At 58.3% G+C, this 23,442-nt stretch carries 15 protein-coding genes and 8 pseudogenes; 14 read left to right on the top strand and 9 right to left on the bottom strand.

The genetic code is table 11. The annotated features are described in order from the left end of the window. The first annotated feature begins 57 nt into the window (after positions 1-57). The 7 genes and pseudogenes from dksA (at position 58) to panD (ending at position 5,653) form a co-directional block, all read left to right on the top strand. Positions 58-513, top strand: a complete 456-nt coding sequence (gene dksA / locus AC6I8M_RS12430; RefSeq protein WP_022547158.1) for an RNA polymerase-binding protein DksA — start codon at positions 58-60, stop codon at positions 511-513. 73 nt (positions 514-586) lie between these two features. Next, positions 587-1,517 (top strand): annotated as a pseudogene (gluQRS, locus tag AC6I8M_RS12435) (tRNA glutamyl-Q(34) synthetase GluQRS). 38 nt (positions 1,518-1,555) lie between these two features. Further along, on the top strand, positions 1,556-2,971 hold the full coding sequence (gene pcnB, locus AC6I8M_RS12440; protein WP_498013812.1) for a polynucleotide adenylyltransferase PcnB: 1,416 nt from the start codon (positions 1,556-1,558) through the stop codon (positions 2,969-2,971). Continuing rightward, on the top strand, positions 2,968-3,453 hold the full coding sequence (folK, locus tag AC6I8M_RS12445) for a 2-amino-4-hydroxy-6-hydroxymethyldihydropteridine diphosphokinase (RefSeq protein ID WP_010618091.1): 486 nt from the start codon (positions 2,968-2,970) through the stop codon (positions 3,451-3,453). Before pcnB ends, folK begins: the two co-directional genes overlap by 4 nt. Before the next feature lie 82 nt (positions 3,454-3,535). Next, positions 3,536-4,330, top strand: coding sequence for a 3-methyl-2-oxobutanoate hydroxymethyltransferase (gene panB / locus AC6I8M_RS12450; RefSeq protein ID WP_010618092.1), 795 nt, complete (start codon positions 3,536-3,538; stop codon positions 4,328-4,330). A 15-nt stretch (positions 4,331-4,345) separates the two neighbouring features. Beyond that, positions 4,346-5,200 carry a pantoate--beta-alanine ligase gene (gene panC / locus AC6I8M_RS12455; protein ID WP_010618093.1) on the top strand — a complete coding sequence of 285 codons (855 nt, stop codon included), beginning with the start codon at positions 4,346-4,348 and terminating at the stop codon, positions 5,198-5,200. A gap of 66 nt (positions 5,201-5,266) precedes the next feature. Further along, a complete protein-coding gene (gene panD / locus AC6I8M_RS12460) occupies positions 5,267-5,653 on the top strand; it encodes an aspartate 1-decarboxylase (protein WP_041387024.1) in 387 nt (128 codons plus the stop codon). Positions 5,654-5,744: 91 nt separating this feature from the next. Here the strand turns inward: panD and AC6I8M_RS12465 are convergent, their stop codons facing one another. The 3 genes and pseudogenes from AC6I8M_RS12465 to hpt all read right to left on the bottom strand — a co-directional run bounded on the left by AC6I8M_RS12465 (position 5,745) and on the right by hpt (position 8,219). Beyond that, entirely contained in the window at positions 5,745-6,515 is a 771-nt protein-coding gene (locus AC6I8M_RS12465) for an ABC transporter permease (protein ID WP_010618095.1), read from the bottom strand. After that, positions 6,512-7,437: pseudogene (locus AC6I8M_RS12470) on the bottom strand (ABC transporter ATP-binding protein). The gene AC6I8M_RS12465 and the pseudogene AC6I8M_RS12470 overlap by 4 nt, the downstream one beginning before the upstream one ends. Positions 7,438-7,682: 245 nt before the next feature. Beyond that, the gene (gene hpt, locus AC6I8M_RS12475; protein WP_010618096.1) at positions 7,683-8,219 is read right to left on the bottom strand and encodes a hypoxanthine phosphoribosyltransferase; all 537 of its coding nucleotides are present in this window, start codon (positions 8,217-8,219) and stop codon (positions 7,683-7,685) included. A 154-nt stretch (positions 8,220-8,373) separates the two neighbouring features. On the opposite strand from hpt, the pseudogene AC6I8M_RS12480 reads away from it, so the two are divergent. After that, positions 8,374-9,482 (top strand): annotated as a pseudogene (locus AC6I8M_RS12480) (cystathionine gamma-synthase family protein); the annotation flags it as partial. Here the strand turns inward: AC6I8M_RS12480 and cueO are convergent. After that, a pseudogene (gene cueO, locus AC6I8M_RS12485) lies at positions 9,478-11,091 on the bottom strand (multicopper oxidase CueO). The pseudogenes AC6I8M_RS12480 and cueO overlap by 5 nt on opposite strands. Before the next feature lie 178 nt (positions 11,092-11,269). Here cueO and AC6I8M_RS12490 point away from each other — a divergent pair. The 3 genes from AC6I8M_RS12490 to speD all read left to right on the top strand — a co-directional run bounded on the left by AC6I8M_RS12490 (position 11,270) and on the right by speD (position 13,414). Further along, complete coding sequence (locus AC6I8M_RS12490; RefSeq protein ID WP_010618097.1) at positions 11,270-11,620, top strand: YacC family pilotin-like protein; 351 nt, start codon at positions 11,270-11,272, stop codon at positions 11,618-11,620. A 109-nt stretch (positions 11,621-11,729) separates the two neighbouring features. Further along, positions 11,730-12,617 (top strand): polyamine aminopropyltransferase, encoded by an 888-nt coding sequence (gene speE / locus AC6I8M_RS12495; protein WP_010618098.1) that lies wholly within the window; start codon positions 11,730-11,732, stop codon positions 12,615-12,617. Further along, a complete protein-coding gene (gene speD, locus AC6I8M_RS12500; RefSeq protein ID WP_010618099.1) occupies positions 12,605-13,414 on the top strand; it encodes an adenosylmethionine decarboxylase in 810 nt (269 codons plus the stop codon). Before speE ends, speD begins: the two co-directional genes overlap by 13 nt. 78 nt (positions 13,415-13,492) lie before the next feature. Here the strand turns inward: speD and AC6I8M_RS12505 are convergent, their stop codons facing one another. The 3 genes and pseudogenes from AC6I8M_RS12505 to dtnK form a co-directional block, all read right to left on the bottom strand. Beyond that, positions 13,493-14,254 (bottom strand): DeoR/GlpR family DNA-binding transcription regulator, encoded by a 762-nt coding sequence (locus AC6I8M_RS12505; RefSeq protein WP_022547144.1) that lies wholly within the window; start codon positions 14,252-14,254, stop codon positions 13,493-13,495. A gap of 6 nt (positions 14,255-14,260) precedes the next feature. Beyond that, positions 14,261-15,288, bottom strand: a pseudogene (locus tag AC6I8M_RS12510) (D-threonate 4-phosphate dehydrogenase). Next, a pseudogene (dtnK, locus tag AC6I8M_RS12515) lies at positions 15,233-16,500 on the bottom strand (D-threonate kinase). Before dtnK ends, AC6I8M_RS12510 begins: the two co-directional pseudogenes overlap by 56 nt. Positions 16,501-16,909: 409 nt before the next feature. On the opposite strand from dtnK, the pseudogene AC6I8M_RS12520 reads away from it, so the two are divergent. The 3 genes and pseudogenes from AC6I8M_RS12520 to AC6I8M_RS12530 all read left to right on the top strand — a co-directional run. Next, positions 16,910-17,248: pseudogene (locus AC6I8M_RS12520) on the top strand (dihydrodipicolinate synthase family protein); the annotation flags it as partial. Between the two features lie 175 nt (positions 17,249-17,423). Continuing rightward, entirely contained in the window at positions 17,424-18,377 is a 954-nt protein-coding gene (locus tag AC6I8M_RS12525) for a phosphoglycerate dehydrogenase (protein WP_010618102.1), read from the top strand. A gap of 41 nt (positions 18,378-18,418) precedes the next feature. Next, positions 18,419-19,742: pseudogene (locus AC6I8M_RS12530) on the top strand (MFS transporter). Positions 19,743-19,781: 39 nt separating this feature from the next. Here the strand turns inward: AC6I8M_RS12530 and yacL are convergent. Both yacL and acnB read right to left on the bottom strand, forming a co-directional pair. Beyond that, entirely contained in the window at positions 19,782-20,144 is a 363-nt protein-coding gene (yacL, locus tag AC6I8M_RS12535) for a protein YacL (RefSeq protein ID WP_010618103.1), read from the bottom strand. Positions 20,145-20,312: 168 nt separating this feature from the next. After that, positions 20,313-22,910 carry a bifunctional aconitate hydratase 2/2-methylisocitrate dehydratase gene (acnB, locus tag AC6I8M_RS12540; protein WP_498013401.1) on the bottom strand — a complete coding sequence of 866 codons (2,598 nt, stop codon included), beginning with the start codon at positions 22,908-22,910 and terminating at the stop codon, positions 20,313-20,315. Positions 22,911-23,442: the final 532 nt, after the last annotated feature.

Below are 23,442 nucleotides of genomic sequence, written 5' to 3' on the forward strand. Positions count from 1 at the left end.
AAAGGCTTTCGCAATCTGAAACAGAACGGGTAGTGCGTGTTATCCAGGAGAAACAACATGCAAGAAGGGCAAAACCGTAAAACATCGTCCCTGAGTATCCTCGCCATCGCTGGGGTGGAGCCGTATCAGGAGAAACCGGGCGAAGAGTATATGAATGACGCCCAGCTGAGCCATTTCCGCAAGATTCTGGAAGCCTGGCGCAACCAACTCAGGGATGAAGTAGACCGTACTGTGTCGCATATGCAGGACGAAGCTTCCAACTTCCCGGATCCGGTTGACCGTGCCGTCCAGGAAGAGGAGTTCAGCCTAGAGCTGCGTAACCGCGATCGTGAGCGCAAACTCATTAAAAAGATTGAGAAAACGCTCAAGAAAGTGGAAGACGACGACTTCGGCTACTGCGAATCCTGTGGGGTCGAAATTGGTATCCGCCGTCTCGAAGCGCGTCCGACCGCCGATCTCTGCATTGACTGCAAAACGCTGGCAGAAATCCGCGAGAAGCAGATGGCAGGCTAATGGCCGTTAACAGACTGTCGCCGCACAGCCGGGAAAACCACTGTTTTCCCGCCGTGTGGTGTACCACAGCATAATGTCCGCCACGCTTCCCTGCATCGGGCGTTTCGCCCCCTCTCCTTCCGGTGATCTTCATTTCGGTCCGCTGATAGCCGCACTAGGCAGCTACCTGAGCGCGCGCGCAGCAGGGCCGCTGGCTGGTGCGCATTAAAGATATCGATCCGCCGCGTGAAGTCGCCGGTGCCGCAACGCGCATCCTGCGTCAGCTGACGCATTATGGGCTGCACTGGGACGGCGACGTACTGTGGCAGTCGCAAGCGCCACGAGGCTTATCGCGCGGCGCTTAGCTGGCTGCGCGAACATCGTTAAAGCTACTTCTGTACCTGCCCGCGCAGCCGCATTCAGCAGCTGGGCGGCTTTTACGACGGTCACTGCCGCGTTTACATCTGCCGCCGGACGGCGCCGCGCTATGGCTGCGTCAGCATGCGCCGGTGTACGGTTTTGACGATCGCCTGCGCGGCCATCTGCAGGCGGAGCCGCGTCTGGCGCAGGAAGACTTTATTATTCACCGTCGTGACGGGCTGTTCGCCTACAACCTTGCGGTGGTGGTCGATGACCATTTTCAGGGCGTGACGGAGATTGTGCGCGGTGCGGATTTGATTGAGCCAACAGTGCGCCAGATTGCGCTGTATCAGCAGTTTGGCTGGCCGGAGCCGGCTTATCTGCATCTGCCGCTGGCAATTACCCCGGACGGTAATAAATTGTCGAAGCAGAACCACGCGCCGGCCTTGCCGGACGGCGATCCGCGACCGGTGCTGGTGCAGGCGCTGAGCTTCCTGGGGCAGCCGGTTTTGCCGGGCTGGCAGGACCATGGGCTGGAGACGCTGCTGGACCATGCCGTTACACACTGGGATAGCGCATCGATTCCGCGGCATGATGCGCAACAACCGGATGAGGCGACAACGCCATTCCTAAATGGTTCGCAACAGGCTATAATTAGCCGCTGATTTTATTCACACCCATTTTCTCTCTGTCGAGGTGTCCCATTTTTACCCGAGTCGCTAATTTTTGCCGGAGAGTGCTCAAGCGTGATGAGGAGGCCCCTGAAGAGGTGGAAACCGTAAGTCTGATGACCGTTATCCCCCGGGAAAGCCACAATATCTCACGCAAAGATATCAGCGAAAACGCTCTCAAAGTGCTGTATCGCCTGAACAAAGCCGGATACGAAGCCTATCTGGTTGGCGGCGGCGTGCGCGATTTGCTGCTGGGTAAAAAGCCGAAGGACTTTGACGTGACCACCAACGCCACGCCGGAGCAGATGCGTAAGCTATTCCGCAACTGCCGCCTAGTCGGGCGTCGCTTCCGTCTGGTGCATGTCATGTTCGGTCCGGAAGTGATCGAAGTCGCCACATTCCGCGGCCACCACCAGGAAGAGAGCGTCGACGATCGCAACGGTTCGCAGCGCGGTCAGAACGGCATGCTGCTGCGCGACAACATTTTTGGCAACATCGAAGATGATGCGCAGCGCCGCGATTTAACCATCAACAGCCTCTATTACAGCGTGGCTGATTTCACCGTGCGCGATTACGTCGGTGGCCTGCAGGATCTGCAGGAAGGCATCATCCGCATGATTGGCGATCCGGAAACGCGCTACCGCGAAGATCCGGTGCGTATGCTGCGCGTGGTGCGCTTCGCCGCGAAGCTGGACATGAGCATTGCGGCGGAAACCGCCGAGCCGATTCCCCGCCTCGCCACGCTGCTGAATGACATTCCGCCAGCGCGCCTGTTTGAGGAGTCGCTGAAGCTGCTGCAGGCCGGTTACGGTTATCGCACCTATCTGATGATGCGCGAATACCAGCTGTTCCAGCCGCTGTTCCCGACGCTGGCGCGCAACTTCACCGAACAGGGCGACAGCCCGATGGAGCGCATGCTGGCCCAGGTGCTGAAAAACACCGATACCTGCCTGCACAACGACATGCGCGTGAATCCGGCGTTCCTGTTTGCGGCGATGTTCTGGTATCCGCAGCTGGAGTCAGCCGAGCAGATTGCGCAGGAGAGCGGCCTGACCTATTTCGACGCCTTTGCGCTGTCCATGAACGAAACGCTGGATGAAGCCTGCCGTGCGCTGGCGATTCCGAAACGTATCACCACGCTGATTCGCGATATCTGGCAACTGCAGCTGCGCATGTCCCGCCGTCACGGTAAGCGCGCATGGAAGCTGATGGAGCATCCTAAATTCCGCGCCGCCTACGACCTGCTGGCGCTGCGTGCGGAAGTCGAGAACAACGCCGAGCTGCTGCGCCTCAGCCAGTGGTGGGGCGAGTTCCAGTCGGCGGTGCCGACACAGCAGAAAACCATGCTCAACACCCTAGGTGACGATCCGGCCCCGCGCCGTAAACCGCGCCGTCCGCGCCGTCGTCCAGCTGGCCCGCGCCGCGACAGCAACCATAGTGCGTCATGACGCGGGTTTATCTCGCATTAGGCAGTAATCTCGCCGATCCGCTGCATCAGGTTGATGCAGCGCTGGCCGCACTGGATGCCATTCCCGGTACCCGCCGCGTAGCCACCTCCGCGTTTTATCGCACGCCACCGTACGGCCCGCCGGATCAGCCGGATTACCTCAACGCCGTGGTGGCGCTGGAGACCACACTGGCCGCGGAAACGCTGCTCGATCACACCCAGCGCATTGAGCTGGAGCATGGCCGGGTGCGCAAAGCCGAACGCTGGGGACCGCGCACGCTGGACCTCGATATCATGCTGTTCGGCAATGCGGTGATCTACACGCCGCGCCTGACGGTGCCGCACTACGATATGCACAACCGCGCCTTCATGCTGGTGCCGCTGCTGGAGATCGCGCCAGCGCTGCGCCTGCCAAACGGCCAGTCGCTGGCCGGCATTCTGGCGACGCTGGACCGCAGCAGCATCCGGTTGTGGTCTGCCTGACGCGGCAGAATCGCACGCCCGTCGTATCGCCTTTGCAATCAATCCAGTATACTGCGCGCATCAGAAAATGCTGGAGATTGCGATGAAACCCACCACCCTCTCTCACTTACGCCAGCTGAAAGCCAGCGGCCGCAAGTTCGCCACGCTGACCGCCTACGATTTCAGCTTCGCGCGCCTGTTTGCCGACCAAGGCATTCCGCTGCTGCTGATTGGCGATTCGCTCGGCATGACCGTTCAGGGCCATGATTCCACGCTGCCGGTGACGGTCGACGATATTGCTTATCACACCGCCGCCGTTCGGCGCGGTGCGCCCAACGCGCTGGTAATGGCTGACCTGCCGTTTATGAGTTACGCCACGCCGCAGCAAACCTTTGACAGTGCCGCGCAGCTGATGCGCGCCGGTGCCAACCTAGTAAAACTGGAAGGCGGCGCCTGGCTGGCAGAAACCGTGCGCATGCTGACCGAGCGCGCCGTGCCGGTGTGTGGTCATCTGGGATTGACGCCGCAGTCGGTTAATATCTTCGGTGGCTACAAGGTGCAGGGGCGTGATGAAGCGGCAGCCGAGCGCCTGCTGGCGGATGCGCTGGCGCTGGAAGCGGCCGGTATGCAGCTGCTAGTGCTGGAGTGCGTACCGGTCGCTCTAGCTGAACGCGTCACAAAAGCGTTGTCGGTACCGGTGATCGGCATCGGTGCCGGTAACGTCACCGACGGCCAGATTCTGGTGATGCACGACGCGTTTGGCATTACCGGCGGCCACATTCCAAAATTTGCCAAAAATTTCCTTGCGGAAACCGGCGACATTCGTGCGGCAATTCGCCAGTATATGGCCGACGTTGAGGCAGGCACCTACCCTGCTGCCAAACACAGTTTCCAGTAAATCAGGAGATTTGCAGTGCTGATCATTGAAACGCTGCCGCTGCTGCGCCGTGAGATTCGACGCTGGCGCCAGGCAGGTAAACGCATCGCGCTGGTGCCCACTATGGGCAACCTGCATGAGGGGCATCTGACGCTGGTGGATGAAGCACGCCAGCGCGTAGATATCGTGGTGGTATCGATCTTCGTTAACCCGATGCAGTTTGATCGCGCCGACGACCTGGCGCGCTATCCGCGCACGCTGCAGGACGATTGTGAAAAACTCAATCGCCACAGCGTCGACCTGGTCTTTGCCCCGGCACCGGCCGATGTCTATCCGCAGGGTCTCGACAGCCAGACGTTTGTTGAAGTACCGGGCCTCTCCTCGCTGCTGGAGGGCGCCAGCCGTCCCGGTCATTTCCGCGGCGTGGCCACCATCGTCAGCAAGCTGTTTAATCTGGTGCAGCCGGATATCGCCTGTTTTGGCGAGAAGGATTTTCAGCAGCTGGCGATCATCCGCAAGATGGTGGCGGACATGGGCTTTGACATTGACATCGTTGGCGTGCCGACGGTGCGCGCCAAAGACGGTCTCGCGCTCAGCTCACGTAACGGCTATCTTACTGCCGATGAACGCAAGCTAGCGCCGGTGCTCAGCCAGGTGATGAACAGCATGGCGCAGCGCCTCAGCAACGGCGAGCGGCACGTGGATGAGATTATCGAGCACGCCGAACAGACGCTGCGCGATCAGGGCCTGCGCCCCGACGGCCTGGCCATCTGCGATGCTGATACGCTGCAGCCGCTGACGGTCGACAGCCAGCGCGCAGTAATTCTGATGGCTGCCTGGCTCGGCAATGCGCGTTTGATTGATAATCAGCAAGTAGATCTGACGGTTTAACTCCGTCGTTTATGGGCAGCATGTACCCGCTACACACTGCGCGGTGGAAACCAGCCGCGCACGGGTATAACAAAGGTATCACGCTATGATTCGTACCGTATTCACCGCGTAAAAGTGACGCAGGCGGATTTGCATTATGAAGGCTCCTGCGCCATCGATCAGGATTTTCTTGATGCCTCCGGCATTCTGCAATACGAAGCCATCGACATCGATAACGTCACCAACAGCCAGCGCTTCTCTACCTATGCCATTGCCGCCGAGCGTGGCTCGAAAATCATTTCGGTCAACGGTGCGGCCGCGCGCTGTGCCTGTCAGGGCGATCTGCTGATCATCTGTTCTTATGTGCAGGTGGAAGATGAAGTGGCGCGCAGCTGGCAGCCCAAAGTGGCCTACTTCGATGGGGATTACGAGATGAAACGTATCGCTAAAGCGCTGCCGGTGCAGGTGGCCTGATAGCCGCGCGCGGTAGCAACCGCGCATATTCTCCTTAGCGAAAGCCGCTGCCGGGCAAGACCGGCAACGGCTTTTTCTTCGGACCTGCGCCTCAGGTGCGCAAACCGCGTCCGCGCTGAATCAGCGCATACACCAGCACGTAAAACACCACGATAAACGCCACCAGCACTGACAGCGTCAACACCAGCGGAACATCGTTGATGCCAAGGAAACCATAGCGGAACCCGCTGATCATGTACAGCACCGGATTGAGCTTCGACACCGCCTGCCAGAACGGCGGCAGCAGCGCCAGCGAGTAGAATACGCCACCGAGGTAAGTTAACGGCGTCAGCACGAAGGTCGGGATCAGGCTGATATCGTCAAAGGTGCGCGCAAACACCGCATTCAGCAGGCCAGCCAGCGAGAACAGAATCGCCGTCAGCAGCAGCGTGATCGCCACCATCGGCCACGAGAATACGTGGAACGGCACGAAAAACAGCGACACCGCCGTCACCAGCACGCCCACGCACACGCCGCGCGCTACGCCGCCGCCGACATAACCGGCGATAATAATGTGCGTCGGCACCGGCGCCACCAGCAGCTCTTCAATGTTGCGCTGGAACTTGGCGCTGAAGAATGACGAGGCGACGTTGGCGTAAGCGTTGGTGATCACCGCCATCATAATCAGGCCCGGCACGATAAACTGCATGTAGCTGAAGCCGTGCATATCGCCGATGCGTGAGCCGATCAGATTGCCAAAGATAATGAAGTATAGCGTCATGGTGATCACCGGCGGCACCTGCGTCTGAATCCAGATGCGGGCAAAACGGTTGATCTCTTTGCTCCAGATACTCTTGAGCGCCACCCAGTACAGATGCGTCATGCGGTTACTCCTGTTTTTCCCTGCGTCAGGCTGACGAACAGCTCTTCCAGACGATTCGCTTTGTTGCGCATGCTGAGGACCTGCACGCCCTGCGCGCTCAGCTGGCTGAATACGCTATTCAGCCCCTGCTCGCGCATTACTTCCACTTCCAGCGTTGAGGTATCAACCAGACGATACTGGAAGCCCTCCAGCTGCGGCAGCGGGCTGCGCGGCGCTAGGTCGAGGATAAAGGTTTCCGACTGCAGCTTGGACAGCAGCCCTTTCATTGAGGTGTTCTCCACCAGTTCACCGCTTTGGATGATGCCGATGTTACGGCACAGCATTTCCGCCTCTTCCAGATAGTGGGTGGTCAGGATGATGGTGGTGCCTTTGGCGTTCAGCTCTTTCAGGAACACCCACATTGAGCGGCGCAGTTCGATATCCACGCCAGCCGTGGGTTCATCAAGAATCAGCAGCTTGGGTTCATGCATCAGCGCCCGGGCAATCATCAGCCGGCGCTTATCCCGCCGGACAACATGCGCGCACGTTCGTTACGCTTGCCCCACAGGTCGAGCTGATTGAGGTATTTTTCCGCGCGCTTGTTCGCTTCGGCGCGTTCCACGCCGTAATAACCGGCCTGATTAACCACAATCTGCATCACGGTTTCAAACAGGTTAAAGTTGAATTCCTGTGGCACCAGCCCAAGCTGCCGCTTGGCGTTGACCACATCTTTCTGCAGGTCATAGCCAAACACGCGCACGCTGCCGCTGGATTTGTTCACCAGCGAGCTGATAATGCCAATGGTGGTGGACTTACCGGCACCATTAGGGCCCAGTAAGGCATAAAAGTCGCCTGCTTCCACGTTGAGATCGAGGCCTTTCAGCGCCTGTACGCCGCCGGGATAGGTATTGGTCAGCCCGGAAAGTTCCAGTGCATAAGTCATTGCGAGTCCGTACCCTGTTGTAGTGACATCATAGCCATATGAAATGATAGTGCGCTCGCGTCGAGCGTGCGGGGTTATTCAGCGATAACGGTTGTGAAATCAAAGGAATTGCGCAGAGTGATAACCCACCACACTCTACCACTCTGCGTGCCGCAGGAAAACGCGTGCCGAGCCCGTAAGTCATTGAGTTACGGGCTGCGCATCTTATCGCAGGCGGAGGGAATCAGCCTTGGAAGATTGTGCGGTTATTCGTCCAGCAGCGTAACTTTGCCGATATACGGCAAATGGCGGTAGCGCTGTGCGTAGTCGATACCGAAGCCGACCACGAACTCATCCGGAATGGTAAAGCCGACAAACTCGACCGGCACCTCAACTTCGCGGCGCTCCGGCTTATCCAGCAGCATGCAGATCGCCAGCGATTTTGGCTCACGCAGGTGCAGAATTTCACGCACTTTGCTCAGGGTGTTACCGGAGTCGATGATGTCCTCGACGATCAGCACATCTTTGTCGCGAATGTCTTCGTCGAGATCTTTGAGGATTTTCACGTCGCGCGTGGAGGACATGCCGCTGCCGTAGCTGGAGGCGGTCATGAAGTCGACTTCGTGCGCGACATCAATGGCGCGGCACAGGTCAGCCATAAACATGAAGGAGCCGCGCAGCAGGCCGACCAGCACCATTTCGCTGCCGCTGTTGCGGTAGTGCTCGCTGATCTGCTTGCCCGGTTCGGCAATACGGGTTGCGATCTCCTGCTCAGAGAGCATCATGTCGACGGTGTGTTTCATTGCATTCGCCTAAGAAGGTTTTCAGAAAGCCGCGCATTCTATCATGGTCGACGCACAGGCTAACGCCGCGCACAGAACGCAAACGTTATCGTGGCGAAATTTATTGCGCTGGCGTTAACTGTAAGCATCCTGCCCGCTCTCTCTGGAGATCCCTATGGCCGCTTCATCAGGTAAAAAAACGCAGATCGGCACGCGTGAACTGCATCCGGAAACGCAGATGCTCAACTACGGTTACGATCCGCGCCTGTCAGAAGGTGCGGTGAAGCCGCCAGTGTTTCTGACGTCAACCTTTGTGTTTAACAGCGGCGAAGAGGGCAAAGAATTTTTCGATTTCGTTGCCGGCCGCCAGCAACCGCCGGCGGGCAAAAGCGGCGGGCTGGTCTATTCCCGCTTCAACCACCCTAACAGCGAGATCGTCGAAGATCGGCTGGCCATTTATGAAGGTGCCGAAAGCGCCGCGCTGTTCTCTTCCGGCATGTCGGCGATTGCCACCACGCTGCTGGACCTTTGCCCGCCCCGGCGAAGTGATCCTGCACTCGCAGCCGCTGTACGGCGGCACCGAAACGCTGCTGAGCAAAACGCTGCACGATCTGGAGATCAAAGCGGTGGGATTCAGCGACGGCACCGACGAAGATAAAGTGTATGAAGCCGCGAAGCTGGCGTGGCAGCGCGGGCGCGTCGCGATGATTCTGATTGAAACGCCGGCCAACCCCACCAACAGTCTGGTGGACATCCAACTGATGCGTCAGGTGGCGGAGGTGATCACCCAGCAGCAGGGCTCCCGGCCGATTCTCGCCTGCGACAACACCCGGCTCGGCCCGCTGTTTCAGCGTCCACTGCAGCACGGCGCGGATATCTCCCTCTACTCGCTAACCAAATATGTCGGCGGTCATTCCGATTTGATTGCCGGCGCCGCGCTGGGCAGCCGGGCGTTAATTAACAAGGTGCGTTCGCTGCGGAGCGCGATTGGCACCCAGCTCGATCCGCACTCCAGCTGGATGATTGGCCGCTCGCTGGAAACGCTGTCGCTGCGCATGGAGAAAGCCGCCAGCAATGCGGAACAGGTCGCGGCATTTTTACGCGATCACGCGTAGGTGGCGAAACTGCACTGGCTGCCGTATCTGGACGCCAGCAGCCCGGTAGGGGAAACCTGGCGGCGCCAGTGCAAGCGGTGCCGGTTCCACCTTCTCCTTTGATATCGAGGGCGGCCAGGCTGCGGCATTCCGCTTTCTCAACGCGCTGGCGCTGGAAGCGGCCGTCAGCTCACCGTAAAGCCCAGCATCATGCCGGTATCTTCATGCTCCAGCAGATGGCAGTGCGCCATATAGGCATTTTCGCTATCGGCGACGTAGTTGAAGCGCACCAGCACTTCACTGCGCCAGCCGTTGACGCTGACCATATCTTTCCAGCCGGCGCGATGCGCCGCAGGCGGCTTGCCGTTCTCGGAGAGAATGCGGAACTGCGTGCCGTGAATGTGGAACGGATGCAGCATGGCGTCGCCTTCACCGGAGATGGTCCATTTTTCATACTTGCCCAGCGGCACGGCAAACATTGGCTTTTCCATGTTAAAGGCCTGGCCGTTGATTTTGTTGCCGTTGTGGAAATCATATGCGGCGCTGCTGGCGTTGTTGACATGATCCATCGCCATATCGCCGTGATCCATGTTGCCGTGATCCATCGCGCCATGGTCCATGTTCATGCTGCCGTGATCCATCGGTTTGCCCGCGCCGTGCTGGCTGACCATCGCTTTGGCACCGTAGCGCTGCTGCAGCGCCTGCATGCCCTGCTGATCCAGTTGCGGATCCATCATCAGCTGTAGCCAGCGGCTCTGCAGCCCTTCCGTTGACGGCAGCGGCGGCACATCCACCAGCTGGTCCGGCAGCGTACCGCTGGCCATCACGCGCAGCGGCAGAATCTGCACCAGCGGCAGCGGCTGATCGAACGGCGCCAGCGTCATGCCCATCTGCATGACCGCCAGCGTTACGATATCGAAGGTTTTGCCGTCTGAGGTATCCACCAGCACTTCGAAGCGCTCGCCCGGCAGCAGCGGCAGGCTCTCCACCTTCACCGGTTCAGCCAGCAGGCCACCGTCGCTCGCCACCACGTACAGCGGACGTTTATCGCTGGCGGCGATATGCAGCGAGCGCGCGTTGCAGCCGTTGAGCAGGCGCAGACGCAGCCAGCCGCGCGGCACCGCGTGCTGCGGATACGGCACGCCGTTGGTCAGCATCACATCGCCAAACCAGCCCACGGCGGCGCGCATGATATCCAGCTGATAATCGATACGCGTGCCGTCTTAAGTGAGCTGCTTATCCTGGAAAATCAGCGGCACATCATCTTCGCCCCACTGCATCGGCAGCCGCAGCTTGCCGGACGCCTCATCTTCCAGCAGTACCAGCCCCGCCAGCCCCTGCGCCACTTGGTAACCGGTTTTGCCGTGCTGATGCGGATGGAACCAGCAGGTCGCTGCCGGTTGATCGGGGGTAAAACTCACCTGACGCGTGGCGCCGGGCGCAATCAGCGCCTGCGGACCGCCATCCACCGCGCCGGGAATTTCCAGCCCGTGCCAGTGCAGCGTGGTGGCTTCCGGCAGGCGATTATGAATATTGACGGTGACGCTTTTCTCACGCTGCAGCCGCAGCGCCGGGCCGAGCAGGCTACAGTTGTAACCCTAGGTTGGGACGGTTTTGCCGTTCCACTGGCTGCTGCCGGTCATGGCGGTCAGCGTGTACTGGCCGTGAGAATCGGGCTCCAGCAGCGACGGGATGGGCAACAGCGGGCGCGTAGCGGCCATCAGCGAGCGGCTCCAGAAGGGCAGCGCGCCTGCTGCACTGAGGGCGGCAGTCAGCTTGAGAAAATGACGACGTTGCATATTCATATCCTTATCGTGAATAGGGGCACAGCGTAAACCTTTCCCCTGCGGGAGGGTCAAGGGGGGGAAACCGCCTGCCAGGATAAAAAGCGCGCCAGTGACCCATTTAGCCAAATTTAGCGGAATCCCGGCAGTAACTGTGCTAACGTCATTAAATTGTCCCTTGTTGAGAACGATTATGACGAAAAGCATCAAGATCCTGCTGGCGGGACTCCTTGGCTTCTCCTCCACCAGTTTTGCCCTGAGCGAATCCGAATCCGAAGCAGAAGATCTGGCTGACCTCACCGCCGTGTTTGTCTATCTGAAAAATGATTGCGGCTATCAGGATCTGCCTGACGCGCAGATTCGTAAAGCACTGGTGTTTTTTGCCCAGCAAAACCGCTGGGATCTGAGCAACTACAGCGCTTACAACATGAAATCCCTCGGTGAAGAGAGCTACAAAGATTTGAGCGGTATCGCCATCACCAACGACAAAAAGTGTAAGTCGCTGGCGCGCGATTCCCTCAGCCTGTTTGCCTACATGAAATAATCCTCCGCCCTGCGCTGCTGTTAACGCCCTGACCGTGCAAGCACGGTCATAATTCGTTATGCTTTTTTCTGGCATTATTGCGCGTTAATAGCATAAGGAGCGCTTCGGCATGGCCAACAAAGAGACCTGGCATGAGACGCTGCATAGCGGCTTTGGCCAATATTTCAGCGTAGACAATCTGCTATACCGCGATAAAACCGCGCATCAGGATCTGGTGATATTTGAGAACGCCGCGTTTGGCCGCGTTATGGCGCTGGACGGCGTGGTGCAAACCACCGAGCGCGATGAGTTTATCTATCACGAAATGATGACGCACGTGCCGATTCTGGCGCACGGCAATGCCCGGCGCGTATTGATTATCGGCGGCGGTGACGGCGCGATGCTGCGCGAGGTCGCCCGGCATCATCGCGTTGAGCACATCACCATGGTGGAAATTGATGCCGCCGTGGTGAATTTCTGTAAAACCTATCTGCCCAACCACAGCGCCGGCGCCTACGACGATCCGCGTCTGCAGCTGGTGATCGACGATGGCGTTAATTTCGTCAGCCAGACGCAGGAACGGTTTGATGTGATCATCTCCGACTGTACCGATCCAATCGGTCCCGGCGAGAGTCTGTTCACCTCGGCGTTTTATGCTGGTTGCAAACAGGCACTCAATCCCGGTGGCGTCTTTGTCGCGCAGAACGGCGTCTGCTTCCTGCAGCAGGATGAAGCGGTCAACAGCCACCGCAAACTCAGCCACTATTTTGCTGACGTCAGCTTTTATCAGGCGGCCATTCCGACCTACTACGGCGGCATCATGACCTTCGCTTGGGCGAGCGACGATCCGGCGCTACGCCAGACGGACTTCGCGACGCTGCAGTCGCGTTTTGCCGCGGCCGGACTGCCCTGCCGTTATTACACACCACAGCTGCACATCGGCAGCTTTGCCCTGCCGCACTATCTTATTGAACGCGCTCAGCTGATCTCAGGAGGTGAACCCAATTGCAAAAGCTAAAACTACATGGCTTCAATAATCTGACCAAAAGCCTGAGTTTTTGTATCTACGACATTTGCTATGCCAATAGCGAAGCCGAACGTGATGACTATATCGCCTATATTGATGAGCAATATAACGCGAACCGCCTGACGGAAATCCTCACCGAGACCTGCTCGATTATCGGTGCTAACGTGCTGAATATCGCGCGCCAGGATTATGAGCCGCAGGGTGCCAGCGTGACGATTCTGGTCAGCGAAGAGCCGATTAATCCGCAGGATATCGATAATTCCGAGCATCCCGGCCCGCTGCCCAATTCGGTGGTCGCACACCTCGACAAGAGTCACATCTGCGTACACACCTATCCGGAAAGTCACCCGGAAGGCGGTTTATGTACCTTCCGCGCCGACATTGAAGTCTCGACCTGCGGAGTGATTTCGCCTCTGAAGGCGCTGAATTATCTGATCCACCAGCTGGAGTCGGATATCGTGACCGTGGATTACCGCGTGCGCGGCTTCACCCGCGACGTCAATGGCGTGAAGCACTTTATCGACCATGAGATCAATTCAATTCAGAACTTCATGTCCGAGGATATGAAAGCGATGTACGACATGGTGGACGTCAACGTTTATCAGGAAAACATCTTTCACACCAAGATGTTGCTGAAAGCGTTTGATCTGAAGTATTACCTGTTCAACACCAAACCCGAAGAACTGAGCCCGCAGGAGCACAAGCGCATTACCAATCTGCTGTGGAAGGAGATGCGTGAGATTTACTACGGGCGCAATATCCCGGCGACGGGATTGAAGTTGTTATAACTCAGCGCCAGCAGTGGGTGAAGGCTGCGCCGTGGTAGTACAGCGCACGTCATTCACCCGCTGATGCAGGCGGCGCACTTACGCGGTCAGCTGCAGGCCAATGCCGCGCTCGCGCAAATCACGGCATACCGCCTCATCGAGGCGAGAATCTGTGACCACATCGGTCAGGCTATCAATCGGTGCCGCGCAGTACAGCGACCATGAGCCATATTTACTGCTGTCGGCCAGCAGAATGCGCCGGCGCGCGTTGGCCAGCAGATCCATCTTCAGCCCGGCTTTGTCTTCCGTCGGCGTGGTAATACCGCGCTCAATACTCCATGAGTTACAGCTGACAAACGCAATGTCCGGATTGATGCTGCGCAGCAGGCGCCGGCCGTGCTCACCAATGCACGACTGGCTGGAGTCGTCGATGCGGCCGCCGATGATGGTGGTCTCAATCTGTTTAAACTCCGACAAAAACAGCGCAATGTGCAGATCGGCGGTGATCACCCGCAGCTGCAAATGGGTCAGCTGTCGTGCCAGTTCCAGCATGGTGGTGCCGGCATCCAGCACCACCGCATCGCCGGACTGCACATAGCTGGCGGCGAACTGCGCGATGGCCTGCTTCTCCGCTAGGTTACGCTGCATCTTCTCCAGCGTGGTCGGCTGCGTCGGGATAAAGCGGTTCAGCGTGACGCCGCCGTGGCTGCGGCTAATCACCCCTTCCTTGTCCAGCTTAATCAGATCGCGGCGAATGGTGGCTGGCGAAGCAGAAATGGCGCTCACCAGCTGTTCAACAGTGACCAGATTATGACTTTTGAGATAGTCCATAATCTGGTCGAGACGGCTTTGTCCCTTCATATTTCCCTATGCAAGCTGCATCGCGAGTTTAATCGAGATCGCCATGCTCGCAGAGTTCGCTTTACCTGTCCAGGCGATATCAAATGCCGTGCCGTGATCGGCGGAAGTGCGGATAAACGGCAGTCCCGCCGTGATGTTGACGCCATCATAAAACCCAAGCAGTTTCAACGGGATATGTCCCTGATCGTGGTACATCGCCACCACCATATCGTACTGCCCCTGCTGGCACTGTAAAAACACCGTATCTGGCGGGCACGAGCCATAGACATCAATGCCCTGCTGCTTCATTGCCTGGATCGCTGGCGTCACCGTGGTGATCTCTTCATCACCAAACAGGCCATTCTCGCCCGCGTGCGGATTGACCCCGGCGACGGCGATGCGCGGTTTGTATAGCCCACACGACGCAAGAAGCGGTCAGCCATGCCGATCACCGTCTGAATACGTTCGCCGTTCAGCGTGTCGAGGAACTTACGCAGCGCGATGTGCGTGGTCACGTGGATCACTTTCAGATGGTCGGTATACAGCACCATGGCGTAATTTTTGGTATAGGTCATCTGTGCCAGCAGTTCGGTGTGGCCGGGATAAATGTGGCCCGCCGCGTGCAGCGCCTCTTTGTTCAGCGGGGCGGTGGCAATCGCCTGCACTTCACCCGCCAGCGCCAGTTCGGTGGCGCGCTTCACGCAGCGCCAGGCCAGATCGCCGGCCTGCTTCTGCAACCTGCCCGGCTGCAACGCATCAGGATCGGCCAGCGGCTCATCGACGACGTTAATGATGCACGGTGCGAAATGCGCATCCTGCACGCTGTCCAGCACGCGCAGCTCGGCGTGCGGCGTAATATTCAATGCTAGCACCCGACGCAGCGTCGCGGCACAGCAGACCACCACCGCCGGAATACCCGCCAGCTCCCCTTCCGCCAGCGCTTTAATGATGATTTCCGGGCTGATGCCCGCCGGATCGCCCATGGTCACCGCAATAGTGTTATTCACTCGACTTCTTCTCAATAAAACGAATGGCTTCTGCCAAGGTGTTTTCATCACCAAAGCCACCCGCTTTGGTCATCACCGGCAGGTGTAATTCACTGTTAAGCAGAACCCCGTGCGGCACATAGCCCGCCACCAGGCCCTGAATCTGAAAGCCGCTGGCCCCGAGCGCCTGAGCCACCGCGATGGCCACGTCACCGCCGGAAAGAAACAGGCCGGCAGGCTGAATGTGCGCGCAGACGGCGCGCGTCAGCTGCGCCAGGAACTGGCAGATGCGCTCGCCGAGCTGCTGGCGCGTAACCTGATGCTGCTGACACAGCTGCGCAATCGCGTGGCGCTGGTCAGCCTGTTGCGTGGTGCGCACCACACAGTGCACGCCCTCGCGCAGCGCCTGGAGCATCGCCTGCTGCCAGGCCGCCGCCTGTGGCCATGCCGGTGTGGCAAACAGCTGGCAAATATCAATCAAGCGGATGTCACGCTGGCTGGCGAGCCGGGCGATTTGCTGCTGCGCCATGGCGCTCATCGAACCGACAATCGCCAGCACCGGGCGAGATGGCCGCTCAGCAAGATGCGCACCCAGCGCATCGCTTAACCCGGACGCCCCGACCAGCAGCGGACGTTCCGGCAGCGTCGCGGCAGCCGCGATGATAGTGTCGATATCCGCCTGCTGTTCCGCGTCCAGTACCAGCAGGCCCTGACTGGTCGCCAGCCGTGCGGCCAGCGTGCCGCTGCGTACCGTGGCAAGATCGATCTGCTCGCCCGGCAGGTCGCATTGCATCTGCAGCCGCGTCAGCACGTTACTGCTGGTCACCGGGGTTTTAGGATCGCTGGCAAATTCGGTGTCGGTCAGGCGCTGCTGATGGATCCACATTTCCCCGCCGCGCGTGATGCGGCCCAGCTTTGGCACCGCCGGCACCACCAGCGCCAGCCGTTTCGCGCTGACCTGCAGCGCGGCCGCCACCTCAGCGCCCGGATTGCCGCGCAGCGTTGAGTCTCAATCGTCTTAAACAGCCAGCCGTGTTGCGCTATCTGCTGATGCGGCTGAATCGCGGCATACGTGCGGCTGGCGACTTCCGCTGCGCTCACCGCACGGCTATCGGTGCTGATCACCAGCACATCCGCGGCGCCGGCATCCGAGGGTGTCAGGTTATTGAACAGCACGTGGACGCGCGCGCCGGCCAGCGCGAAGCCGCTACCTGCGTCATTGGCACCGGTAAAATCGTCGGCAATCACCAGAACGGGCGTTTTCCATGGCGATGAAGTAATTCTCTCTCCTGTCACGGCCCCTGCCGCGCTGCATTTGATTATATTAAATCGTAATTGATTACATGTGGGCAAGATCAAATTAATTGAAATCGATATCGCCTATAAATTTAGCCTCAGAAAGGGATATACCCCGCACAGTATTGTGCAAACCTAATCATAATGTGCAAAACCGTTATAAGAGCATGACATGAATATCAACAGCACCGTGATCAGTGGCTATCAGGCTTTGAACGATCTCAGCTATTTACTGCAGGATAAGCAGAAGGCGTTGCTGGTCACGGATAAAAACATTCTGGGCATTCCGGCGGTGCAGGCGCTTATCGCCCGGCTGCAGCAGCAGATCGCCAGCCTGAGCCTGGTTGATACGGTGCCGCCCGAGCCGAGCCAGCATGCAGCGGCAGGTATTGCGCATTTCAACGTGCTGAACGGGCCGGATTTACTGATTCATCAGGGCTTTGTCGAGGGCTGTTCCGCCTGTATTTCCGGGCTGGCTAACGTGGCGCCGAAAGAGATTAACGCCATCTGGGCACGCTTCCATGCCGGCGACATCGCCGGGTCGCGCGCAGCTCAGGAGAACGTCACCGGCCTGCGTACCGATCTCTACAGCATTGGTTTTTCCCCGGCGGCGGTGAAAAAAGCCGTGGCGCTGCTCGGCTATTATGAGGTCGGCGACAGCCGCTACGCGGTGCGCTTCTCTGCGGAGGAAGAGCAGAAGATCCGCCAGATCGTGAATCAGTATTTGCAGTAAAGCCAAGAAATTCAAAGCACTTACAGCACGCAGCTGTTGTAGCGGCGCAATTCATCGTGCAATACAGGGTGCCGCTACACACCTCTGCCGCCATCAGGCTTATCGTTAATCTGACGGTGGCTGGTCGGATTCAGGCAGCGATTGCTACTGTTATTAACACCGGGAAGCATTTGCTATGAAAGTCATCTGTACTTCACCTTCGTTCGCCCGCTACGACGCCGCGCCGATCGATACACTGCGCCAGCAGGGCTTTGAGCTGATTACGCTGCCCGCCGACGCGCCGCTCAGCGCGCTGGCGCCGCATCTCGCCGACACCGTCGCCCTGATCGTGGCCTTTACCGAGGTCAACGATGCGCTGCTGTCGCTGGCACCGCAGCTGAAAATTGTCTGCAAGCACGGCGTGGGCGTCGATAACATCGACCTCGACGCGACGCGTGCGCGCGGTATTTACGTGACGAACGTGCCGGACGCGAACAAACACGCGGTTGCCGATTTCGCCTTTGTGCTGTGTCTCAATAGCGCGCGCCAGATCACTACCGCCGCAATAGAGACCCGCGCCGGCCACTGGCCGCGCATTTTTGCCACCGACGTCTACGGCAAAACGCTCGGCATCATCGGCCTGGGCAATATCGGTAAGCAGGTGGCGCTGCGCGCTAAGGGCTTCAATATGCGCATCCTCGCCTTCGATTTTTACCCGGACGACGCCTTCGCCACCGAACACGGCGTGACGTTTGTCAGCCTCGATCAGCTGACGGAGAACAGCGACTTCATCACCTTACATATGCCGCTCACCGACAAGACGCAAAACCTGTTCGACGCTGCGCGCCTGAAGCGCATGAAGAAGAGCGCGTTTCTCATCAACGCGTCACGCGGTGGTGTGGTGAATGAGCAGGATCTCTACCAGGCATTACAGGATAACGTGATTGCCGGTGCGGCGGCGGATGTCTTTGTGCAGGAGCCGCTGGCGCAGCATCCGCTGTTCACCCTGAGCAACTTTATCCCCACGGCGCACCTTGCCGGTTATACCGACGGTGCCATCAGTGCCATCGGCGAACGCTGCGTGACGCAGATTGTGCAGTGTATTAAACAGGGCGAACGCCCGATGAATGTCATGAACGGGCTGGCCTGACGCCGCCCTCCTCTGTCACCCTTTTCGCGTGGATAATGATTATGACCAACATCGCACGCTCAACACGCATCAGATGGTGGATCGCCGGACTGATGTGGCTGGCCATCGCCATTAACTATATTGATCGTACCGTACTCTCTGCCGCCGCACCGCACCTGATCACCGAGCTCGACATCAATCCGGAGATGATGGGCTTTATCATGGCGGCGTTTTTCTGGTCCTACGCGCTGTTGCAGATCCCGGCAGGCTGGTTTGCCGACCGCTTCGGCCAGAAAAAAGGCCTCGGTATCGCTGTCGGCTGGTGGTCGATTGCCACCATGGCGATGGGGCTCGCCACCGGCTTTAAATCGCTACTGGCGCTGCGTCTGGCGCTCGGCGTGGGTGAAGCGGCGGCTTATCCGAGCAACGCCGGTATTACCGCGCGCTGGTTCCCGGACCGCGAGCGCGCCACCGTCTCCGGCCTGTTCGACAGCGCATCAAAATTTGACGGGGCCGTCGCCATGCCGCTGATCGTCTTTATGATCGCGCTGTTCGACTGGCGTCTGACCTTTCTTGCGATTGGTGCCGTCGGGCTGATTTGGGTCATCGCCTGGTACTTCATTTATGCCGAGAACCCGGAAGACCATAAAGCGATCAGCACCGATGAAGTGCACCTGATCCGCGATGGCCAGGTGCAGAAGCACGGCGATAAGAACGTGCGGCCGATGAAGTGGTACAAGCTGCTGCGTTACCGCAACATCTGGGCGATGTGTATTGGCTTCTTCACCATCAATATCAATTACACCTCCTACTTCTTTATCACCTGGCTGCCAACCTACCTTGTGAAAGACAAAGGGATGGATTTCCTGAAAATGGGCATGGTGGCGGCGCTGCCGCTGATCTGCGGCATGGTGATTGAGGTGCTGGCGGGCTGGGCGTCGGACCGTATGGTGCATAAAAAAGTGCTGTCGCTGACCGCCACGCGCAAGCTTTTCCTGACGATTGGCCTGCTGATGGCGCTGTGCATCGGGTTCGCGCCGTTCACCGACTCCGTGTTCATGACCGTACTGCTGCTGTGTATTGCTAAATCCGGCACCACCGTCGCGGCGTCCCAAGTATGGGCGCTCGGGCGATGTTGCGCCCACCAACAGCGTGTCAATTGTTGCCGTGCTGCAGAATACCGTCTCCAATATGGGCGGCGCGGTCGGGCCAATCATTACCGGTGCCATCGTCGGTGCCACCGGTCACTTTACCTGGGCGCTGGTGTTCTCAGCGGTGCTGGTGGTGATCGGAATCCTTAACTACCTGTTCCTGCTCGGCAAGGTCGAACCGATTGTGGATGAGGAACCTTTATCCCACGCCCGCTCCGCCATTAACGGCGTGTAACCTGCGCAACGGAAGTGGCGCCCCAGATGCGGGCGCCCGTTAGCGGCCCGCCATAAACCGGCGATAAGCAGCAATCACCGCGAGAAAATCCTCCACGCCGCAGAACGACAGGCTCTCCTCATCGTAATAAGTCATGCCCTCTTCCAGGCCGTCATCCTCTAACGCCAGCTGATTGGCGCGGATCATCACCTCTTCTTCACCCAGCCACAGCGTATATTCATGCCCGACGCGCTGCCACTGCTGCTGCGTGCCTTTGACTGCACGCAACGCGGCTTCGACTTCATCCAGCAGCGCGACATTCTCTTTCACCTCTTCATTGAACCAGTGCCCCACCGCTTCGTGGTCCATCGACATGCGCCCCCGGACCTGACCGGTCACGTCACGCAGAAATTCATATTCCATGTTGGCCTCATACCAGTGGCGCGCCAGACGGCACGCTTTCGTGCATTTTGTGCGCAGCGCGCGCAAGAAAGTGGGATCGCGCTCGCATTATGCCTGGAGACGGCGAGGGAAAAAAGCGCATAAAAAAAGGGACGATGCGCTCGTCCCTTTTTCATTAGCAGGCGTATTTTACACCGCGGTCTGGAAAATCACTCCATCCGCTTTTTCGGTGTACTGGCCCAGCTGATCGAAGTTCAGGTAGCGGTAGGTATCGGCAGCGGTTTTATCTACCTGCAACATAAACTGCTGATACTCGTCCGGCGTAGGCAGTTTACCCAGCAGGGAAGCGACCGCGGCCAGCTCGGCTGACGCCAGGAATACATTGGCACCGGTACCCAGACGGTTCGGGAAGTTACGGGTCGAGGTGGAAACCACCGTCGCGCCGTCTTTCACGCGCGCCTGGTTACCCATGCACAGTGAACAGCCCGGGATTTCGATACACGCACCGCTCTTACCAAAGACGCTGTAGTAGCCCTCTTCCGTCAGCTGCGCGGCATCCATCTTGGTTGGCGGCGCCACCCACAGGCGGGTTGGCAGCTGGCCTTTGTGCGCGTCCAGCAGTTTACCTGCCGCACGGAAGTGACCGATGTTAGTCATGCACGAACCGATGAACACTTCGTCGATCTTCTCGCCCTGCACGTCAGACAGCCAGCGCGCGTCGTCCGGATCGTTCGGCGCACACAGGATTGGCTCTTTGATTTCCGCCAGATCGATTTCGATCACCACTGCGTATTCCGCATCGGCATCGGCTTCCAGCAGTTGCGGATCGGCCAGCCATTTTTCCATGCCTTGAATACGGCGCTCCAGCGTACGACGGTCGCCGTAGCCTTCGGAGATCATCCACTTCAGCAGCACGATGTTGGAGTTCAGATACTCGATGATCGGCTCTTTATCCAGCCTGATGGTACAACCCGCCGCAGAACGCTCGGCCGAGGCATCGGTCAGCTCAAACGCCTGCTCAACTTTCAGCTTCGGCAGACCTTCGATTTCCAGCACGCGACCGGAGAAGATGTTTTTCTTGCCTTTCTTCTCAACGGTCAGCAGGCCCTGCTTGATGGCGTACAGCGGAATAGCGTGCACCAGATCGCGCAGCGTGATGCCCGGCTGCATTTCGCCTTTGAAGCGCACCAGCACTGACTCTGGCATATCCAGAGGCATTACGCCCGTCGCTGCGGCAAACGCCACCAGACCAGAACCGGCCGGGAAAGAGATGCCAATCGGGAAGCGGGTGTGCGAGTCACCGCCGGTGCCGACGGTATCCGGCAGCAGCATACGGTTCAGCCAACTGTGAATCACGCCATCGCCCGGACGCAGCGAAACACCGCCACGGTTCATGATGAAGTCCGGCAGCGTGTGGTGTGTAGTGACATCGACCGGCTTCGGATAAGCGGCGGTGTGACAGAAGGACTGCATCACCAGATCGGAGGAGAAGCCCAGACACGCCAGATCTTTCAGTTCATCACGGGTCATCGGACCGGTGGTGTCCTGAGAGCCGACCGAGATCATTTTCGGTTCACAGTAGGCGCCAGGACGAATCCCTGCCACGCCGCAGGCGCGGCCCACCATTTTCTGCGCCAGCGAGTAACCACGGTTGCTTTCAGCCACATCTTTGGCTTTGGTGAACACATCGCTGTGCGGCAGACCCAGCGACTCACGCGCTTTGGTGGTCAGGCCGCGACCGATAATCAGCGGAATACGGCCACCGGCGCGCACTTCATCCAGCAGCACGTCGGTTTTGAGCGCAAAGGTCGCCAGCAGTTCATTGGTCTCGTGATTGCGTACTTCACCCTTGTAAGGGTAAACGTCAATCACATCGCCCATGTTCAGGCGCTCAACATCGAGTTCGATCGGCAGCGCGCCGGCATCTTCCATGGTGTTGAAGAAGATCGGTGCGATTTTACCGCCCAGGCACAGACCGCCGCCTTTTTTGTTCGGCACATACGGAATGTCGTCACCCATGAACCACAACACTGAGTTGGTCGCGGACTTACGTGAAGAACCGGTACCGACCACGTCACCGACATAGGTCAGCGGGAAGCCTTTCTGCTGCAGTGCTTCAATCTGTTTGATCGGGCCAACGTTGCCAACATCGTCGGGTTCGATGCCGTCACGTGGGTTTTTCAGCATCGCCAGCGCGTGCAGTGGAATATCCGGACGTGACCATGCATCCGGCGCCGGAGAGAGGTCGTCGGTGTTGGTTTCGCCGGTCACTTTGAACACGGTGGTGGTGATTTTTTCTGCCAGCTTAGGACGCTTAAGGAACCATTCCGCATCAGCCCAGGACTGGAGGATTTTTTTCGCGTGGGGATTACCCGCTTTGGCTTTCTCTTCGACGTCGTAGAAGTTATCGAACATCAGCAGCGTGTGGGACAGTGCTTCAGCGGCAATCGGTGCCAGAGCGTCATCGTCAAGCGCCTCGATCAGCGCATGGATGTTGTAGCCGCCCTGCATGGTGCCCAGCAGTTCGACTGCTTTTTCACGAGTTACCAGAGGAGAGTGGGCTTCGCCCTTTGCGATAGCTGCCAAGAATCCGGCTTTTACATACGCCGCTTCATCAACACCCGACGGGACACGGTTGACCAGCAGGTCAGTCAGGAATTCTTCTTCACCCGCTGGCGGGTTTTTCAGCAGTTCAACCAGCGCGGCCATCTGGGAAGCATCTAACGGCTTAGGTACGATTCCTTGGGCAGCACGCTCGGCAACGTGCTTACGGTATTCTTCTAGCACGACGTTCTCCTCGCTCTCATTGTATAGCTTTCCGGTGCACCTGTTGATGCTGTCAAACAGTAGGGTGAGGTGCCCAGTTCTGCGTCGGCCAGCATAGCAGGATTTCGGCTGATTGTTAATCTGTTTACAAAAAAGCAACATCCGCGCGTTATTTAGCAGATTTGTCTGCGCTTTGCGCCAGGAGAGACGCCAGAGCGGCCGTGACAGCGGCTGTTCGCGCCTGTGCCGGAAGCCCGTGACAGAAGCAGATTTTAGCGTGTGATTTGTCGCATCCGGCCTTCACACAGCAAATCCATAACCTGCAACCCCCTTTCAAACCAGTTCATTCACTTTTGGTTATGTGCTGATGCGCTTGCGCAAAGCGGCCCCCCTTCAGCTTCAGATTCCCGCACACGTTTTCCCTGAGGAAAAATTAATACCACATCACCTAATAAATATTGAACGCAACGCACCGCGCGTATTTAATTAATTATCAATGCAGTGCCTGTTTAAATAAGCCGTTAAATTTAGTCACTCAATTAAAATACACCAT

This window comes from Type-A symbiont of Plautia stali (assembly GCF_059731155.1).

Coding starts and splice junctions, on each gene's coding strand:
- dksA (WP_022547158.1), top strand. CDS start 58: ATGCAAGAAGGGCAAAACCGTAAAACATCGTCCCTGAGTATCCTCGCC.
- folK (WP_010618091.1), top strand. CDS start 2,968: ATGACGCGGGTTTATCTCGCATTAGGCAGTAATCTCGCCGATCCGCTG.
- panB (WP_010618092.1), top strand. CDS start 3,536: ATGAAACCCACCACCCTCTCTCACTTACGCCAGCTGAAAGCCAGCGGC.
- AC6I8M_RS12465 (WP_010618095.1), bottom strand. CDS start 6,515: ATGACGCATCTGTACTGGGTGGCGCTCAAGAGTATCTGGAGCAAAGAG.
- hpt (WP_010618096.1), bottom strand. CDS start 8,219: ATGAAACACACCGTCGACATGATGCTCTCTGAGCAGGAGATCGCAACC.
- AC6I8M_RS12490 (WP_010618097.1), top strand. CDS start 11,270: ATGACGAAAAGCATCAAGATCCTGCTGGCGGGACTCCTTGGCTTCTCC.
- speE (WP_010618098.1), top strand. CDS start 11,730: ATGGCCAACAAAGAGACCTGGCATGAGACGCTGCATAGCGGCTTTGGC.
- AC6I8M_RS12505 (WP_022547144.1), bottom strand. CDS start 14,254: ATGAAGGGACAAAGCCGTCTCGACCAGATTATGGACTATCTCAAAAGT.
- AC6I8M_RS12525 (WP_010618102.1), top strand. CDS start 17,424: ATGAAAGTCATCTGTACTTCACCTTCGTTCGCCCGCTACGACGCCGCG.
- yacL (WP_010618103.1), bottom strand. CDS start 20,144: ATGGAATATGAATTTCTGCGTGACGTGACCGGTCAGGTCCGGGGGCGC.